This window comes from Microcystis sp. LE19-131.1A (genome assembly GCF_027532015.1).
Lineage (GTDB): Bacteria > Cyanobacteriota > Cyanobacteriia > Cyanobacteriales > Microcystaceae > Microcystis > Microcystis ichthyoblabe_A.
The window spans coordinates 24,473-42,187 of sequence record NZ_JAPZSS010000107.1; the positions used below are offsets into that span (position 1 = coordinate 24,473).

19 protein-coding genes are annotated in these 17,715 nt (G+C 41.3%); 11 read left to right on the plus strand and 8 right to left on the minus strand.

Annotation, left to right across the window (positions count from 1 at the left end; genetic code table 11):
• The first annotated feature begins 66 nt into the window (after positions 1-66).
• The 3 genes from O9323_RS09525 to O9323_RS09535 all read left to right on the plus strand — a co-directional run bounded on the left by O9323_RS09525 (position 67) and on the right by O9323_RS09535 (position 2,560).
• Entirely contained in the window at positions 67-1,722 is a 1,656-nt protein-coding gene (locus O9323_RS09525; protein ID WP_024969477.1) for a dynamin family protein, read from the plus strand.
• 146 nt (positions 1,723-1,868) lie between these two features.
• On the plus strand, positions 1,869-2,129 hold the full coding sequence (locus tag O9323_RS09530) for a hypothetical protein (RefSeq protein WP_004159065.1): 261 nt from the start codon (positions 1,869-1,871) through the stop codon (positions 2,127-2,129).
• A gap of 2 nt (positions 2,130-2,131) precedes the next feature.
• On the plus strand, positions 2,132-2,560 hold the full coding sequence (locus tag O9323_RS09535) for a type II toxin-antitoxin system VapC family toxin (RefSeq protein WP_004159064.1): 429 nt from the start codon (positions 2,132-2,134) through the stop codon (positions 2,558-2,560).
• Between the two features lie 413 nt (positions 2,561-2,973).
• On the opposite strand, the gene O9323_RS09540 is transcribed toward O9323_RS09535, so the two are convergent.
• The 4 genes from O9323_RS09540 to O9323_RS09550 all read right to left on the minus strand — a co-directional run bounded on the left by O9323_RS09540 (position 2,974) and on the right by O9323_RS09550 (position 4,055).
• Positions 2,974-3,132 (minus strand): type II toxin-antitoxin system Phd/YefM family antitoxin, encoded by a 159-nt coding sequence (locus O9323_RS09540; RefSeq protein WP_004159063.1) that lies wholly within the window; start codon positions 3,130-3,132, stop codon positions 2,974-2,976.
• Between the two features lie 164 nt (positions 3,133-3,296).
• Positions 3,297-3,566 carry a hypothetical protein gene (locus tag O9323_RS09545; RefSeq protein WP_002736772.1) on the minus strand — a complete coding sequence of 90 codons (270 nt, stop codon included), beginning with the start codon at positions 3,564-3,566 and terminating at the stop codon, positions 3,297-3,299.
• Positions 3,514-3,852: a DUF6972 family protein gene (locus O9323_RS22875; RefSeq protein WP_502846422.1), complete on the minus strand. Its 339-nt coding sequence runs from the start codon at positions 3,850-3,852 to the stop codon at positions 3,514-3,516. Before O9323_RS22875 ends, O9323_RS09545 begins: the two co-directional genes overlap by 53 nt.
• Positions 3,853-3,857: 5 nt before the next feature.
• Complete coding sequence (locus O9323_RS09550) at positions 3,858-4,055, minus strand: type II toxin-antitoxin system HicB family antitoxin (RefSeq protein WP_149107899.1); 198 nt, start codon at positions 4,053-4,055, stop codon at positions 3,858-3,860.
• Positions 4,056-4,573: 518 nt separating this feature from the next.
• On the opposite strand from O9323_RS09550, the gene O9323_RS09555 reads away from it, so the two are divergent.
• Positions 4,574-4,822, plus strand: coding sequence for a hypothetical protein (locus O9323_RS09555; protein WP_288125017.1), 249 nt, complete (start codon positions 4,574-4,576; stop codon positions 4,820-4,822).
• Positions 4,823-5,097: 275 nt separating this feature from the next.
• Positions 5,098-5,562, plus strand: coding sequence for an SRPBCC family protein (locus O9323_RS09560; RefSeq protein ID WP_002736419.1), 465 nt, complete (start codon positions 5,098-5,100; stop codon positions 5,560-5,562).
• 73 nt (positions 5,563-5,635) lie between these two features.
• On the opposite strand, the gene O9323_RS09565 is transcribed toward O9323_RS09560, so the two are convergent.
• A complete protein-coding gene (locus tag O9323_RS09565) occupies positions 5,636-5,839 on the minus strand; it encodes a ssl0294 family protein (RefSeq protein ID WP_024969002.1) in 204 nt (67 codons plus the stop codon).
• Between the two features lie 70 nt (positions 5,840-5,909).
• On the opposite strand from O9323_RS09565, the gene O9323_RS09570 reads away from it, so the two are divergent.
• The 4 genes from O9323_RS09570 (at position 5,910) to O9323_RS09585 (ending at position 8,799) form a co-directional block, all read left to right on the plus strand.
• A complete protein-coding gene (locus O9323_RS09570; protein WP_024969001.1) occupies positions 5,910-6,422 on the plus strand; it encodes a DUF1499 domain-containing protein in 513 nt (170 codons plus the stop codon).
• A 131-nt stretch (positions 6,423-6,553) separates the two neighbouring features.
• Positions 6,554-7,051 (plus strand): DUF427 domain-containing protein, encoded by a 498-nt coding sequence (locus tag O9323_RS09575; protein WP_002735494.1) that lies wholly within the window; start codon positions 6,554-6,556, stop codon positions 7,049-7,051.
• 152 nt (positions 7,052-7,203) lie between these two features.
• Entirely contained in the window at positions 7,204-8,085 is an 882-nt protein-coding gene (locus tag O9323_RS09580) for a 4-hydroxybenzoate solanesyltransferase (protein ID WP_288125018.1), read from the plus strand.
• Between the two features lie 474 nt (positions 8,086-8,559).
• Positions 8,560-8,799, plus strand: a complete 240-nt coding sequence (locus tag O9323_RS09585) for a DUF6737 family protein (protein WP_002736158.1) — start codon at positions 8,560-8,562, stop codon at positions 8,797-8,799.
• Here O9323_RS09585 and O9323_RS09590 read toward each other — a convergent pair.
• The 3 genes from O9323_RS09590 to hemF form a co-directional block, all read right to left on the minus strand.
• Positions 8,764-11,064 carry an ATP-dependent helicase gene (locus O9323_RS09590; protein WP_288125019.1) on the minus strand — a complete coding sequence of 767 codons (2,301 nt, stop codon included), beginning with the start codon at positions 11,062-11,064 and terminating at the stop codon, positions 8,764-8,766. The genes O9323_RS09585 and O9323_RS09590 overlap by 36 nt on opposite strands.
• Positions 11,065-11,405: 341 nt before the next feature.
• The gene (gene tilS, locus O9323_RS09595) at positions 11,406-12,380 is read right to left on the minus strand and encodes a tRNA lysidine(34) synthetase TilS (RefSeq protein WP_193979689.1); all 975 of its coding nucleotides are present in this window, start codon (positions 12,378-12,380) and stop codon (positions 11,406-11,408) included.
• 192 nt (positions 12,381-12,572) lie between these two features.
• Positions 12,573-13,595 (minus strand): oxygen-dependent coproporphyrinogen oxidase, encoded by a 1,023-nt coding sequence (hemF, locus tag O9323_RS09600; RefSeq protein ID WP_004159040.1) that lies wholly within the window; start codon positions 13,593-13,595, stop codon positions 12,573-12,575.
• Positions 13,596-13,777: 182 nt separating this feature from the next.
• Here hemF and O9323_RS09605 point away from each other — a divergent pair, with 182 nt between their 5' ends.
• Both O9323_RS09605 and mutS read left to right on the plus strand, forming a co-directional pair.
• Positions 13,778-14,524: a metallophosphoesterase family protein gene (locus O9323_RS09605; protein WP_288125020.1), complete on the plus strand. Its 747-nt coding sequence runs from the start codon at positions 13,778-13,780 to the stop codon at positions 14,522-14,524.
• A gap of 186 nt (positions 14,525-14,710) precedes the next feature.
• Positions 14,711-17,359: a DNA mismatch repair protein MutS gene (gene mutS, locus O9323_RS09610; RefSeq protein ID WP_149107741.1), complete on the plus strand. Its 2,649-nt coding sequence runs from the start codon at positions 14,711-14,713 to the stop codon at positions 17,357-17,359.
• The last annotated feature ends 356 nt before the right edge of the window (positions 17,360-17,715 follow it).

The window sequence follows — 17,715 nt, forward strand, 5'->3', positions numbered from 1 at the left end:
AGTTTACTAAAATTATTATTTAGTGGGCTACGTTTTTCTCTATTAATTCAAGGGCTTATATTCAAAATGAAATCTGTAATTACAACTTCAAACACTCTTAAAACGGCTTGCCAATTTCTTGACCCTCAAGAACACCAACAGCTTATTAAAGATGTAGAATTAGTCTGCGAACAACTCGTTGATCCTAACTTTAGAGTAGCTGTTCTTGCACCCTTTAATTTCGGCAAATCCACACTAATTAATGCTCTGTTAGGTCAAAATATAATGCCTGTTAAGATGATCAGAACAACTGGTATAGCAATCAGGATTAAATACGGAAAAACTTTAACTACAATTATTACCTTAAAATCAGGTGAAATCATTAGAAGCAATGACACAGAAATCCTCAAAGAATTTGCCGTGTTAAACAAAAAAGGACAACGAAGAGAAGATGTTGACTCTGTAGAAGTTTTATGCCCTCATTTCCTATTAAAGAACGGAGTAGAATTGCTAGATTTGCCTGGAACAAACGATAGAGAAGCACAAGATATTTTAGTCCGTGATCAATTATTACAGGTTGATTTAGTCATCCAAATATTAAATGCAAGACAACCCTTTACTCAAGGTGAACAAGACACTTTAAATCAATGGTTAATTGAGAGAGGAATAAAAACAGTTATTTTTGTTCTGAATCGTATGAATCAAATAGAAAACAAAAAAGACAAAAGTGAAATATATGATGATGTAGTCTCCACAATTAAATTTTTCAAACCTGACTTACCAGAGGGCTTAAAAAAACTATATTGTGTTGATGCCCTTCCTGCTCTAGAAGCAAAACAAAACAAGAAAAAATGGAATGTCTTTAAAAGTGGCATCATTGATTTTGAAGTTAGTTTATTGACTATCATCTCATTGTATAAAAAAAGAACAAGTCAAACTAGGTTACTCCGTGTAATTACTATGGCAAGTAAAGTAAAATCTATATTGCATAAGCAAGCTAAAGACTTAGCTATGGAAATTTCAAATGCTGAAAATATCAGAAATCTTGCTATTGAGAAAGGAAAACAACAAGAAAAATCACTAAAAGAAGAATTTAAAAAAAGAGTAGAAAATTATCAAAACTGGCTGTCCCCAAATATTCTTGTTGCGAGTTATCAAATAGATGCAGCAAAAACTTTAGAGACTAGAGGTTTTTATGACTGGCAAGATAGCAAGTTTAAGTCCATTATTCTTGATTACACTCAAGCTATAGAAAAATGTGTTAGCAAAGCCTGTACAAAACTTCAAAAAAGTAATTCTAATCGTATTAATATTTCATTTCCTGAGTATCCAAAAGTCTCATTACCTAGTCGTCAAGATAGAAATGCGGGACAGTGGATTGGTGACATTTTTAACGGTGGCGCAAATCGCAAGAAATTAGACCAGGAATATGAAAATAAGAAGTGGCAAGCTTATAAAGATGCTGCCTATAGTTATTTATCCGAATTTAGTAAAAATACCTTAGCTTCCCTAAATGAATATGAAAAAAATATTGATCCCTTAATTACTTTTTCTATACCACCAGAATCTCGTGAAGTTATTTACAAACGTAACGACTTGAATTCTATAAATTCTTCCATTAACTCAATTCAATGTTTAGAATCACAAAAAGCTAGAATAAATAGATATAAATTAAAAACTTTGGAACTTCTTAAGGTATTTATAATATTTTGGAGTAACTGGTTTTTATATTTTTTAAAGTAATGGATAAATAAATATAGCGGCATTCTCCTGAGTGAGAACATGGAACTTCTTGCGGATTAAGGATTTTAGCCATTTTATTTGTCCCTCACCAGCTCAGATGCCGCTATAATTCATAATTGATAACTTTAAGGGAGGCTTAATCAATCATGTTAACAGTTAATTTAGATCATGAATCAGAAAAATATTTAATTGAAATTTTGTCAGAAGAAAAAATAACTAGCCAAGAATTAGTCAAAAAACTTTTGCGTAACCATTGGATTACTCTAAAAAAATCGCCAACAATTTTAGAAAGAATGGGTGGTTATCCTGAACATTTATTAGACGAAAAAGAAGACTTATCTGACAGAGATATTCGTAAGGAAAAAATTGCTAAATATTTGCGACAAAAACATGAACAACATGAATAGTTATGACTGAATATTACCCCTTTATCCTTATTGATACAGGAATTATCGTCGCATTTTACAATAAAGGTGATCGTTATCATCAACAAGTTGTTAATTTTTTTGCTAATTGTAGTAGTCAATTAATTACTACTGTTGGCTGTATAACTGAAACTATGTGGTTACTTGCACCAGATGTAAAAGTTCAAACAGAGTTTTTATCAGCCTTAGAAAAGGGAGTATTTATTGCTGAACATTTACTATCAGAAGATTATCAAAAAATCAAGCAATTAAATCAGATTTACCAAGACTTACCTGCTGATTTCACTGATTTATCGTTAATAGCGATTTCTGAAAGATTAAATATACCTGCTATTGCCACTTTAGATAAAGATTTTGATATTTATCGCCGTTATCGTAATCAATTTTTTATCAGAGTTTTTTATCCTCAGTAGTGCAATTACTCTTATTATCTATGGCTAAAGCCATTACTACCAACCAAAGGGCGATCGCAAGTTTTCGGGTTATTTGTATGCCGTAGAGTTTGTCATTTTCTCCTTTATTAAAATCCCTCAATCTCCTAACTATCTTCAGGACTAAATTGAGAAAGCATAATTATGACAAATTATCAAACAGAAATGGCTCTTCGGTTTATGTTATGCAATGAACGGGGGTTATAGAGGATGTAACCCTTGTATAGAAAGGCATTTAGCGATTTTTGTCAATTATTTTTGATCTAGAGCGAACTAATCAATTAAATCTCTTGTCAGATAAGGATTTAGTCGATTTATGCCCCCATATCGAACCATACCAAGTAACGAAGAACCACAGAAATTAAAATCAAAGTTCCTTTAGATGTTGCTGAAACTTAGAGGAGATATAACGTTTCTTGTACCGATTTCCAATCCCCTTCAGATAGCAAAACTGCATTACCATCGCATCCCTCAATAATAATGGGTTCGTGGGAAACAGTCACTGAATCAATCAAATCCTGCAACTTTTGTTGAGCCTCATTAACCGGGATCATAACCCCTCCTAATTGTTTTCTACCAGTGCCGAAAGAAAATCCTCCGATAATCCTAGCGCCAATTACCCAAACCTGACTCCATTCGTAACTATCTCGGTGCTTACCCTAACGGCACTGGTAAGGCGATATTCTGACTTCATTCCAAACGACAAGTTTAAACAAATCTAAGCGCTTTCCTCACTAGATAATCGTCCTTCAATCGGTTCGTATTCATCTTCCAAGAGCCAGAGTTGAGCCTCTTCATAATCTGGAAACGCCTTGACGAGACGGTACTTTTCAGCAGGATCAAAAACATAACATCCCCTCGCCTTATCGATCAACACTAGCAGGATATAGGGAGGCGACTGCATGGAATCCACCCAAACTTCTAGGAAGCGCCAATTATCCTTCACTAGGTCGGGTTCGAGGAATTGCGTGATATTGGTTGTTTGCATTAATCTTAACCTCGCCGTAGAATAAAGAAGACTTTAAACCATCTGGGCTAATTCGACAACCAATCGCTTCGGCAAAAAATAGCCCATAGCGTTCATAGTTTCGAACATTGCCCGTGTATTCACCCCTTTCTATGATAGCCTGAATAACTCGTAGCATTGTATCTTCATCTTTAAACACATGAATAGCTCGTCCTCTTAACAGTAATCTCCGTGATTGTGGAGTATTCGGTAGATGTTTAGAAATATGCTTAGCGTCAAGAAAAATCTCGCGATTAATTCCGCTCATAATGGTTAGACTTCGGCGTTTCTAATAATTGCTGGAATCGGCAGGCCGTCTTCCGCTAAAGCCGCAATATAACCGGTAATCGCCTCTTTTATATTAATCAAGGCTTCTTCTTTCGTTTTTCCCTGACTAACACAGCCTTTGAGACTTGGACACTCCACAATCCAATAGCCATCTTCGTCTCGATGTACAATGACTTGCCTCATTTTCCCACTCGCTCTTTAAGAAGTGTTAATAAGGCTCTTCGTTACTTGTTATGGTTCGATAGGGGGGCATAAATCGACTAAATCCTTATCTGGCAAGAGACTTAATTGATTAGTTCGCTCTAGAGCAAAAACAATTGACAAAAATCGCTAAATGCCTTTCTATATAAGGGTTCCATCCCTTATAACCCCCGTCCATTGCATAACACAAACCGAAGAGCCGTTAATAATTACCCCTAATCATAGCAAGCAACTCAGCCAAATTTATTTACCGTTCCTGCATTATCCTTCCCCCAACGTCATCTCTAGATTTAGTCCAGGCACTGAAGAATACTTACACTGTCGGTGCTGGTTTTTTGCAACCAAAGTAAATTACATATCTTAAATTGAGAGTAACTAAACTTGACAATCGGTTTAACAATGCGCTAGAGTAACTGAAACTTCTCAACTGTAACGCTGGCTGAAGGGAGGCTATTAATTCCGACTAAATTTCTTTACTACTAAACTAAGAAAATATAATTATGACAAACTATCAAACAGAAATCCGAATCAAAGTCCCTTTAGATGTTGCTGAAACTTATTGGAATGCAACGGAAGAAGAACGCCAAAAAATAGCAGAAAAAATCTCTTTTTATGTTCAATCTTCAAATTTATCTAGAAAAGAATCTCTGGACAAATTATATAAAACGATGGCTACTATTGGACAAAAAGCGCAAGAGAGAGGATTAACCACTGAAATTTTAGAATCTCTCTTAAATGAAGATGACTAGATGCTTTGTTCTCGATCCCAATGTTATTATCAGTTAATATCGAGAGTTGACGTCAACGTTTTCGAGAGTTGCTCAAGCTAATGAAAAAGTGAGCTTGAGAGCAGTTATCTTAATGGTGAGGTAGGAAGTTTTCGTTTTGGGTAGCAAATTAGGTTATACTTCAATGTTAAGAAATGTAACCAAGTACAAAACCCTTACTGTTGCCTTGTCTAAACAGTTAACTTTATTTTTGTCCGACTACTGAAATTCTCAGCCAGCAATTTATAAGCAGATCAATGTCATCTTGTCAAGTATTTGAACAATCAATTCAGATTAAAGCTAGTGCCACGACGGTGGAGCGTTGTATCACGGATTTAGAGTTAATGCGTCGTTGGTTGAATCCGGTGTTAGTTTGTGAACCTATAGGCGATTGGAAGACCGATATCGGTGGGAGAAGTCGTTTTTTGATTCAAATTCCCCTAATTCAGCCAACGCTAAAAAGTACGGTGATTGAGAGGGAACCGGGGTTAATTGTCTGGCAATTTGAAGGCTTTTTTCGCGGATGCGATCGCTGGGAATGTCAACCCAATGATGACGGCACTTGTCTAATCAATCGTTTTGAGTTTGCGATTCCTAATCCGGTTGTGGGGTGGGGATTCCAGCAATTCGCCGCCAAATGGACTAAAAAGGATATGGAAGCGCAATTAAGACGCTTAAAAAGAGTAGCCGAGGAAATTTATCTACTTTCAGCAACAAGTTAAGCTGATGGGGTGGTAAGCGGGGGGTTTTGGGGATGGGAGAATACCCTCACCCCCAACAGCTAACCCCTGATCCCTAATCGATCGAGATCGACTGGGGACTATTGCCGTTATCCTGATTATTGTCCTTAAAACTGACTAATCCCTGCTGTTCTAACCATTTTTTGAGGGGATCGTCCGAAAGTTTCAAGCGCAGTAATCCCGAGGCAAAACCACCGAAAAAAGCGATCGGTTGTTGAATCAGTTCTTTAACAACGGGTTGTAATTCATCGAGAAACATCTTATTCTATCTCCTGATATTGTCACACCTATCAATGTTAAGTTAATTGAAGTGATTCTGTAAGACTAGCATGACTGAAACTTCCGACACGGTGAAAAAATCTTTCCGGCTAACCCCGTTTATTTTCCTGGGAATACTGCTCATCTGGCTAGGAATTAGGTTAATTGCTCCCGATAGCGTTAGTTTATTCGCTGGTACTCGTCCCGATTATTTGGGAGTCAGGGAAGGTAAACTGGCCCCTTGTCCGGTCACTCCTAATTGTGTTAGTAGTCAGAGTCAGGATCAGGCTCATTCGATCGAACCCCTTAGTTATCAGGGTAGCGGCCAAGAAGCGATCGAGCAATTAGCTAAAATTATCGCTTCCCAACCGAGAACTAAAATTATTAGCCAAGACAGTAACTATCTCTACGCCGAATTTAGCAGTCAATGGATGGGATTTGTCGATGATCTGGAATTTTATCTTAATCCTAGCAAAAATGCGATCGATGTTCGCTCCGCCTCCCGGTTAGGAGAATCGGATTTAAATGTCAATCGAGAACGAGTGGAAACCCTGAGAAAACTCTTTTCAGTGATCAGTAAATAAGGGATAGGGAGATAGGGAGGTGGGGAAATGGGGTGTGGGGGGTATGGGAAGAATAAATAAAAGCAATTTCCTGACTCCTGACTCCTGACTCTCGACTCCTGACTCGGAGAATACTATAAACTTGAAAAATTATGTTTCGTCCCCAACCGATACCAGCAAAAGCAGGACAGGAATCCGTCTGGGATTATCCGCGTCCCCCGCGCCTAGAATTATCGCCTAAACACCTAAAAATTATCTTTAATGGGGTGATAATTGCCGATACTAAAAGCAGTTATCGAGTTCTAGAAACCAGTCATCCTCCAGTTTATTATCTACCACCCCAAGATATTAAAATGGAATACCTGCAAGCTACAGCAGAAAAGTCTTTTTGTGAGTGGAAAGGTCTAGCCGGATATTACAATATCACCGTTGGGGATCAACAGGCAATTAACGTCGCTTGGTATTATCCGGACCCGACACCAGAGTTTCAGGCAATTAAGAATTATCTGGCTTTTTATCCTGCCAAAATGAGCGCTTGTTATGCCGATGGGGAATTAGTACAACCGCAACCGGGCAACTTTTACGGGGGATGGATAACCTCCGATGTGGTTGGTCCGTTTAAAGGCGTTCCCAATAGTTGGGGCTGGTAATCAGGTTAAGTAAGTAGTCGTGCAAAATTAACTTCTTGGTTAGGAAAGGCAAAAGGCAGCTTTTTCTTCCCACTTCTCACTTCCCCAACCCCCCATCTCCCCACACCCCACACCCCCCGTTAACTCCTAGTTTCTGCTTTTGACGAGAAATTATGACTATATCCCAACCCGATCTAGAACCCACTTGGATGACGATTATTCGCCTCTTGCGCTGGGATAAACCCGCCGGTAGGTTAATTTTGATGGTTCCCGCTTTATGGGCGGTATTTTTGGCGGCAGACGGGGTGCCACCACTACCCTTGATCGGGGTGATCGTTTTGGGAACTTTGGCTACTAGCGCCGCCGGCTGTGTGGTTAACGATCTTTGGGATCGGGATATCGATCCACAAGTCGATCGCACTCGTAACCGTCCTTTAGCGGCCAGAGCTTTATCGATCAAGGTTGGTTTGATTATCGCTCTAATTGCTTTCTTTTGCGCCGCAATTTTAGCTTTATATCTCAATTTCCTGAGTTTTTGCCTATGTGTGGCCGCCGTTCCCTTGATTATCTGCTATCCTCTCGCCAAGCGTTTTTTTCCTGTACCCCAATTGGTTCTTTCTCTCGCTTGGGGTTTTGCGGTTTTAATCTGTTGGAGTGCCGTCACTGGGTCGTTAAATAGTAATACATTTATATTATGGGGAGCGGTGATTTTTTGGACATTGGCATTTGATACAATTTATGCTCTGTCCGATCGAGAGGATGATCTCAAGGTTGGTATTAACTCCAGTGCCATATTTTTCGGCAAATACGCTCCGGAAGCCGTTGGGGTCTTTTTTGCCCTAACAGTGGGTTTATTGGCTTGGGAGGGGCAAAAAATGCAGTTATCAGCCTCTTTTTGGCTAGGGTTGGTTCTAGCGGCGATCGCTTGGTGGCGTCAATACCGGCTGTTACGTCAATCGGATTTACCTAAACCAGTTTATAGTCAAATGTTCGGTCAAAATGTTTGGGTCGGTTTTATTTTATTAGCGGCTATGATTGCGGGGAGTTATTTTTAAATAAGTAGGGCTTGCTGAATAAATCTAAAAACCTTGTTGGATAAGGCTTTTAGACTTTTTTGACCTCAAAAAGTGCCGACCATTGGAGGGATCGGGGGTAAAATTCAGGTACTTTTTCCCTGAAAATTAGGTAACTGACTACCTCAAAATCGGTAAAACCCTACGCCCCACACCCCACACCCCACACCCTGCCCCCACCAACAAACTTTTTCAGCAGACCCTAAGTAAATCGAGTAATTTTTGGGCTCTCCCAGCTTTAGTGGGTAAAATGTATTCTAAGATACATTTCTCAAGAGCGAGGGGGTGGAACGAACCACAAAGACACAAAGGACACAAAGATCGATCGATCCTATGTCAATTAAACTTATCACACAGAACCTAGAAGAGCCAATTTTTGACTCTTTCGGTCTTCCCAAGCGTTTTTTAAGCTCGATCACTATAAAATCAAGTTAGTAAATTACCGCCCCTTAACTAATGTCTAACTCGAAATCCGATAACGTTTGGAATCACAAACCCCGTTGGTGTCAACCTTGGTCGATTTTGTTGACAGGAATTACCCTGATTGCCGGGTGTTGGTTTTTAACTCAGCGTCTCTGGTTAACCCTACTCCTATCTATTCCTATACTCCTCTGGTGGTTTGTCTTCCTAATTCTTTATCCGCGGACGCTGCAGCAACAGTTAAACACAGAAAGAATCGGGGAAAGCATTGATTAAAACAGGAAAGACAGGACAGGGATTTTTATCCTGTAATTGACTACTTTCGTCTCCGCGAAAAGTGTTCCAACGGAAAGGAGCTTTTTTTTCACTCGACATCCATAAAAGTCTTTTTGCTCGCGTCATCGCTACATACAAAAGTCGGTATTCTTCAGCTTTTTTAAGTTGTCCAGCTTCTAACCAAGCGCTTAAAGGTGGGGGAATAATTGGTATGCTGTCGGGGTTTAAATAGCGTTGATGAACCGCTGCTCGAATTTGCGCCCGGGCCACTTCTGCGAGGGTAAAATCTCCCAAAAATTTTGCCCCATTGGGTACCCAAGGTTTGCCTGGGATAATATCTTCGTGAAGAAAGGGAATAAAAACATAATCCCAGTCTAAACCCTTGGCTTTGTGCATAGTAATAATCGTCAGTTGTCCAGGACGAGTATAACAATCGTCGTTATCTTCTTCCACTCCTTCAAAGCGCTCAGAGGCGATAATTTCATTGAGAGTATTAATTGTATTTTTGAGAGAACTATTACCAGCAGTTTCCTGATAAATACGGGCGGTTAATTTTTGCAAAGTGGCTAATTCTGACCCCGAATATTGGAGAGTCATAGCGAAAAAAGACAGGAGTTGATAATGGGGTAATTCTAATCTAGCTTTTAGTAAACTGCAGCAATAACGACGGGCGATTTTTTCGTTAGATTTCAGTTCAGGATCGAGGGGAGTGGGATAAAGAAATTGTTCGGGATAGGTAACTAAAGGATTTAAGTCTTGGGCAGTAATTAAACCCCTCAATTGTAGCACTTCTAAAGCCGCTTTGAGATAATCGGGAGAGTGGGGACGTTCGACAAAAGCCAATAGTTTCAGCATTTCGGCGGGAATTTGGGAAAAGCGATCGATCTCGTTAGCTTCAAAAATTCTGATTTGATAACTTTTATAAAAATGGGCGAATTTTTGAGCAAAAAAGTGTCCTTGTCGATTTTCTCTAACGAGGATAGCGGCATTATGTTGAGGGTTTTCTTGGAGTAATTTAACTAGACTTTTTTCGATTAATTCTACTGTTTGATAAATGTCATCGGGTTGATAAATTTCTAATCCTTTTCCCTCCTTGACTGGATTAGGTTGGGGATCTTCGGCGCTGACGGGAAGAATCGCTTGAACTCGAAAAGGAGCCTCGGTAACTTTATGATTATCTTTCCCCTGTTTCCAATCTCGATCGACCCATTGTAACACTAAATTAGCAGCTTCAATAATTTTAGTATTGCTGCGACCTGCTTGGTTCATAGTGGATAAATTGCCTTCGTTTTGACAACTTTCACAAAACCAATTAAAGTAAACAGGATCTGCGGGGGTAAAGGTAGAATTAATCGCTTGATTGGGATCGCCGACGCGAATTAAATTAGGTATTTCCCCGTTATTATTTTTTGCTAAAATAGTAATTAGTTTTTCTTGGAGAGGACTAGAATCCTGTGCCTCATCTTCAAAAACTCCAAAGACAGATTTTTGCCATTGTCGGCGAATTTTTTCTTCCTCTAATACCCGCAAGGCTCCTAAAATCATGTCATCATAATCTATATAGTTTTTCTGACGCATCAGGATTTCATACTGTTGGTACAAACCACTAGCAATAGCGAGAATTTGATAATTATCGTCGGTATAGTGGCTTAATTCCCAGACTTGCTGCGGTGATAATCCCGAACTTTTTAGCTCATGAATGGCCGTATAGGCAAGACTAGGTAAAATTTCGGTTCTCAGCACTGATTGACGGCGTAATCTTTCAGTTTCTTCCCCATCAAATTCCACTCCTTCTAATAACTTTTGATAACGAATTGGGTCGGCAATTAGCCATTTTTCCACCGAGTTTCTAATAATTCTGTGGCTAGGAGTCGGAATAACTAAGGTAGAAGATTCGAGGTCTAATCCCGATAATTCCGGGTAACGACGGGCTAATTGTAGGGCCAGTCCATGCAGAGTTTGGACGCTGAAACCTTGAGCAGAAAGCTGTAAATCTTGCAAGCGTTGTTTAATTTTAGCTTTAATACTAGCGGCAGCCGAGCGGGTGTAGGTGACAATAATTAACTGTCTTTTAGCATGAAGTTGCTCACGAGCAATAACCATGGCAGCAGCTACGGCCAAACTGTGGGATTTTCCCGCCCCCGGCACCGCAGAAATGGCCATTTTTCCCCCTTGCCAATCGGCTAATTCCTGTTGTCCTGCGCGCAGTTGTTGCCGGAGATTTACCAGTAAATTTTCTCGATTAATTACTTTAGTTTCGCTCATTATGCCCCGCCAATTTTATTTTTAGTTTAATTGTATTACTATTTTAGTTTATCTTTAAACTAATTGCTGTAAAAGTTAGCTACAGATAACTAGAATGGGGAGATAGGTTTTTTCAGTGAACAGTAAACAGTAAGCAGTAATCAGTGAAAAAGAAAGTAGCGAAGTTTTCACCTAACACTGTCCACTTAAAACTGTAATCTGATCACTGATCACTGATAAGTAGGTAGGTATTGAAAACTTTCAGATCCCCCCGCCTATCGGCACCCCCCTTATCAAGGGGGGCAGGGGGGATCGAACCTAAAATCCATTTGTAATTTAATTATAACCAGCTACTTAACTGATCACTGATCACTGATATGTAGCCAATTTTGTTGTACTTCTACCCGAATTTTGCCGGTTAAGGAAGAAGTGGCATCGCGATTAACACCAGTAATAAGATTAACCACTGACTCAACTTCGGCAAAATTAGGCGATGAGGGTAAATATTGAGCTAAAAATAAACGAATCACTCGTCTTTGTATCGCTAGAGGTAAAATTTGTAAAGGGGAGCGATCGAGTCTTTGTTGATCTAGATCGATAACTTGACGAAAAATATCCCGGGCAATACTATCTAAATAATCGCTTTCTGCTTCCAAAATTTCGGCAGTTTGGGCGAGATGTTTTTCAATTTGGGGGTTTAAATTAGTTTGCAGGTACGGTAATAATTCCAGACGGATACGATTGCGAGCATAGCGTAAATTTTCATTAGCTCGATCGTACCAGATCGGTAATTCTCGACTTTGACAAAAAGCGAAAGTTTCCCCGCGAGTAACATTTAAGAGGGGACGGACTAAAAAAATATCCGGGGTTAAACTTGTCAACCAAGTTAGGGCAGAAAGTCCATCACTACCGGCTCCGCGCATGAGATTATAAAGGAAAGTTTCCGCTCGATCGCTCCTCGTGTGTGCCGTGAGAAGATAATTAAAACCCTGTTCTTGGGCGATTGTTTGTAAAGCTTGATAACGCCATTGTCGGGCCTTGGCTTCCGTTTCCGCCATGGGGGGTGCGGTGGCAATATAAACGGGTAATTGCCAAATTTCGGCGATTTTACGCACATGATCCACTAATCCTCGGTCCTGGGACCAACGGTGATCACAATGAGCGATCGCTAGTTGCCAACCCCAACGAGGGCGCAAATCCAGCAATAATTGACCTAAACAGAGGGAATCCTGACCTCCCGACAATGCCACTAACAGAGACGCATTTTTAGGTAGTAATTGTCCCTTTTTCACCGTGGTTTCCAGACGAGTATGGAGAGGTGTCCAAAAATTAGCCAAAATTTTTAGATTTATTTACTTGACAAGGGTGTGAGAAGTATTTTCAGTGATCAGTAAACAGTGATCAGTAAACATTAAACAGCAAAAAGACAGTAGGAAACTGCTATTTAATACTGCTCACTTAATACATAATGCCCACTTAAAACTCAAATCTGATAACTGATAACTGATAACTGATAACTGATAACTGATTTAACCTTGCCAATTAACCCAATCTTGGGGTTTTAGGAAGACATCATAGAGTTTTGCTTCTGGGGTGTTTGGTGCAGGTTGATAACAGTATTCCCAACGGACTAAAGGAGGTAAAGACATCAAAATCGACTCGGTACGACCGTTAGTTTGCAACCCAAAAATTGTGCCACGATCATAAACTAAATTAAATTCTACATAACGACCGCGACGATAGAGTTGAAACTGACGTTCTCTGTCACCGTATTCCGTCGAGTGCCGTTTCTGGACAATGGGAACGTAAGCGGGTAGAAAAGCTCGGCCACAGTCATTAATGAAACTAAAAATTTCTTCCCAGTTGCGGGGTTGTTGGGGAGATAATTTTTCTGAATAGATAGCGGCATCACTTTCGGCAAAAGGACCGCGATAGAGAGGGTCTAAACCGTCTTGGTAATCAAAGAAAATCCCACCGATGCCTCTGGCTTCCTGACGATGATTGAGATAAAAATATTCATCACACCAGCGTTTAAAAACGGGATAATATTCGGGATGATGTTGGTCGCAAACCTGTTTAAAAGTGCGGTGAAAATGACTAGCATCTTCTTCAAAGCCATAGTAGGGAGTTAAATCGGCACCACCGCCAAACCACCAAACTGGACCGGCTTCAAAATAGCGATAATTGAGGTGAACCGTGGGAATATAAGGATTGCGAGGATGCAAAACCATCGAGGTTCCCGTGGCGTAAAATTGATGACCGGCAGCCTCGGGCCGTTGTTTGGCAATGCTAGGAGGTAATTCTTTCCCCCAAACTTCCGAAAAATTCACCCCTGCTTGTTCAAAAATTGCCCCTTCCCGCAAAACTCGCGAACGTCCGCCGCCACCTTCGGGCCGTTGCCAACTATCTTCGATAAATTTTGCTTGTCCATCCACTTCTTCTAATCCCCGACAAATTTCATCCTGTAGGGATTTCATAAATTCACTGACACGGCTACGGCTGTCACTGGCGGGCAAATTAGCAAGGGTGGGGGTTGTGGTGAATGCAGTCATACTCAAGGATCAAAGTTGATAACTCAGTGATTATATTACTACTAGGTGATGAAACGGACGCTCTTCGATACTTAACTTAACATTTAGAGGGATTGGCGGTGGGGAAGTGGGGAGCGCTGGAGCGCATATTAGAGTTAGTCCCGCTCCGGGGACAATAACACAGATACCCAACTTCTACCACCATGTCCTCCCGTCGAATCATCATCGGTGACGTTCACGGTCAATACGATGCTCTTTTGCAGCTAATGGAAGCAATCGCGCCTCAAGAAAAGGAACTGGTTTATTTCTTGGGCGATTTAATTGATCGTGGTCTTAATAGCGCCGAAGTGGTTGAATTTGTCCGTCAACACCGCTATGGTTGTCTATTAGGCAATCATGAACAGATGCTGCTAGAAGTATTGGGCAGCCAAGGAATGATGGGGGAAATGTTGCCGGCTTGGCTTTATAGTGGCGGTCATGCTACTCTCGTGAGCTATAACCACAAAATACCGCAAGATCACATCGATTGGCTGAAAACCTTGCCTCTTTACCTCGATTTAGGCGATATTTGGCTGGTTCATGCCGGTGTTTATCCCCATTTACCCCTAGAAGAACAAGATGCTACTCATTTTTGTTGGATCCGCGATGAATTCCACAATATGCCGGAACCTTTTTTTAGTGATAAATTAATTATCACTGGCCACACGATTACCTTTACTTTTCCGGGGGTAAGTCCGGGGCAATTAGTCGCCGGTGCCGGTTGGTTAGATATCGACACGGGAGCCTATCATCTCCACAGTAATTGGTTAACTGGATTAGATATCACTAATCGTTTGGTTTATCAGGTCAATACCAAAGATAAAACCAGGCGAAAATTCGATTTAGAAGATATAACCACCTCAATTAATCCCGCCGAAGTCTATACTAAAAGAGTGCAGCCCACCCCTTAAAAATAACTGTTATTAACAAAAATATAATTCTCGGACGGGGAATAATGTCAAATCCCCCCAGATAGCTCAGATATTAATCCCTGGATTGAATAACGCGAACCAGCAGCTTAGGCTATTGGGATTCTTTGATCGTAGGTTCTCAAGAGCGGTAAATTGAATAAAGAATTGTCCAGCTTTCCTTCACCCATGACTCTCCCCTCGGATTTTCCCCTAGAACCACCGGCTACCAATAAAGATCCCCATCGTGATTATCGCGGACTCGATCGCGATAAACTCACCCCCATGTACCAGCATTATGTGGAGGTAAAAGAAACCTATCCCAATGCCCTTTTACTGTATCGTGTGGGCGATTTTTTCGAGTGTTTCTTTCAGGACGCGGTGATTATCTCCAGAGAATTAGAATTAGTTCTCACCAGCAAGGAAGGGGGTAAAGGTATTGGGAGAGTCGCCATGACCGGGGTTCCCCACCACGCCCTAGAGCGCTATAGTCGTTTATTGGTGGAAAAAGGCTATGCAGTGGCGATTTGTGACCAAGTAGAGGATTCAACGGAAGCAGCCGCCGAAAAACGACTCGTAGAACGCGCTATCACCAAACTGCTCACCCCCGGAACCCTCACCGATGAGGGAATGTTAAACGCAAAAAAGAATAATTTTCTAGCTGCTGTGGTTATAACCGGAGAAAATTGGGGATTAGCCTATGCAGACATCTCCACCGGAGAATTCTACACCACCCAAGCCAGCGATTTAACGGCTTTAAGCCTAGAATTAACCCGTTTACAGCCCTCGGAAATCCTTTTTCCCATCAATGCCCCCGATTTAAACCGTATTTTGCGCCCCGGGGAAAAATCCGACCATCTCCCCCCCTGTTTACCCGATAGTTTTTGTTATTCTCTCCGTCCCCAAAATATCTTTACTCTCACAGAAGCGAAAAATCGTCTCCTAATCACCTATAAAATGCGTTCCCTAGAGGGGATGGGCTGCGAACATTTACCCCTCGCCATTCGCGCAGCCGGAGGCCTATTAGAATACATTGAAGATACCCAAAAAGCCAATCAAGTCCCCCTACAACCTTTAAAAACCTACTCTATCTCCGAATTTTTGATTTTAGATGGGCAAACCCGTCGTAACCTTGAAATTACCCAAACGGTGCGCGATGGTAGCTTCTATGGTTCTCTATTATGGGCGATTGATCGCACTTGCACGGCCATGGGTAGTCGCGCTTTACGTCGTTGGTTACTGCAACCTCTCTTAGATTCTCGCGGTATTCGCGCCCGTCAAGATACTATCCAAGAGTTAAAGGATAATCCCTCCCTGCGCCAAGATATTCGGCAAAAATTAAGGGAAATCTACGATATAGAACGTTTAAGCGGTCGTGTAGGTGCAGGAACGGCTAATGCCCGCGATTTACTTTCCCTAGCGGCATCTTTAGTCAAATTAGCCGATTTAGCGGCTTTGGTTGCTTCGGGAAATTCGCCCTATTTGAAAGCTTTACAGCAAATTCCCGCCGATTTAGAAAAATTAGGCCAGCAGGTGATAGCGCATCTGGTGGAATCTCCCCCGCTGCATCTGAAGGAAGGGGGGGTGATTCGCCAGGGAATTGATGCCCAATTGGATGCCCTGCGGCGCGACTATCAGGAAGTAATCGATTGGTTTAAGAATCTGGAGACGACAGAAAAAGAAAGAACGGGTATTAGTAACCTTAAGGTTAATTATAACAAAACTTTCGGTTATTATATCAGTTTACCCCGCAGTAAAGCCGATTTCGCCCCAAAAGAGTATGTGCGTAAGCAAACTTTAGTCAATGAGGAACGTTATATCACCACCGAGTTAAAGGAGAAAGAAAATATAATTCTGACGGCAGTAGATGAATTAAATAAGTTAGAATACGAGATTTTTAGCGATTTACGCCGTCAAGTGGCCGAATTTTCCCCAGAAATCCGGGAAGTAGCCACAAAAGTCGCCGCTTTGGATGTGTTGGCAGCATTGGCAGAAATCGCCGTTTATCAGGGATATTGTCGCCCGGAAATCGCGGATGGTCGTCTTATCGATATTAAAGATGGTCGTCATCCCGTGGTGGAACAATCCCTTGGGGCCGGCTTTTTTGTGCCGAATTCGATTAATTTGGGCAATCAGGAGGGTTTAGAATACCCCGACTTGATTATTCTCACCGGTCCCAATGCTAGTGGCAAAAGTTGTTATCTGCGACAGGTGGGATTAATTCAATTGTTGGCCCAAACCGGCAGTTTTGTCCCGGCAAAGTCGGCCAAAATCTCCATCTGCGATCGCATTTTCACCCGGGTGGGGGCTGTGGATGACCTCGCTACCGGCCAATCCACCTTTATGGTGGAAATGAACGAAACTGCCAATATTCTCAATCACGCCACAGACAGATCATTAGTATTATTAGACGAAATTGGCCGGGGGACAGCCACTTTTGACGGTTTATCCATAGCTTGGTCTGTGGCCGAGTATTTAGCCACGGTACTGCAATCGCGGACGATTTTCGCCACTCACTACCACGAACTGAACGAATTAGCCTCAATTTTAGAGAATGTGGCCAATTATCAGGTAACAGTCAAAGAATTACCCCATGAGATAGTATTTTTGCACCAAGTACGACCGGGAGGTGCGGATAAATCCTATGGTATCGAAGCGGGGAGATTAGCCGGTTTACCAACTTCTGTGATCGATCGTGCCATGCAGGTGATGGGTCAAATCGAAAAACATAGTAAAATTGCGATCGGTTTGCGTCAAGGAATTAAGAAAATTAAACCGGTTAAGTCGGATAATTCCCCCTCTCTGCAGCAGTTAGATATTTTTGATGACAGTAAGTAGGGTTTGCTGAATAAATGTGAAATGTAGGCAAAGTAAGGGTTTTGGGGCTTTTCTCCCGAAACAGGTGCAAGATTTTGAGAGAATCGTCGTTCAAAACCTTGCGTCTTTATCGGCCCGCGTCCTGTAGGGGCGAAGCATTCGGGCAATAACCTATCGGTGAAACCGTAGATTTTCTATCCGAATGCTTCGCCCGTACTTTTTCAGCAGACCCTAAGTAGGGCTTGCTGAAAAAGTAAGGGGGCAGCAGGAGAAAGATAATTGATTATTCAAGCCGATTGAGAAGATAAGTTTTTGTTGAGATAATTCAGAGAAAATATAACTTTTATTAATAGCAAAGGGGAGAAAACAGGAGAAAA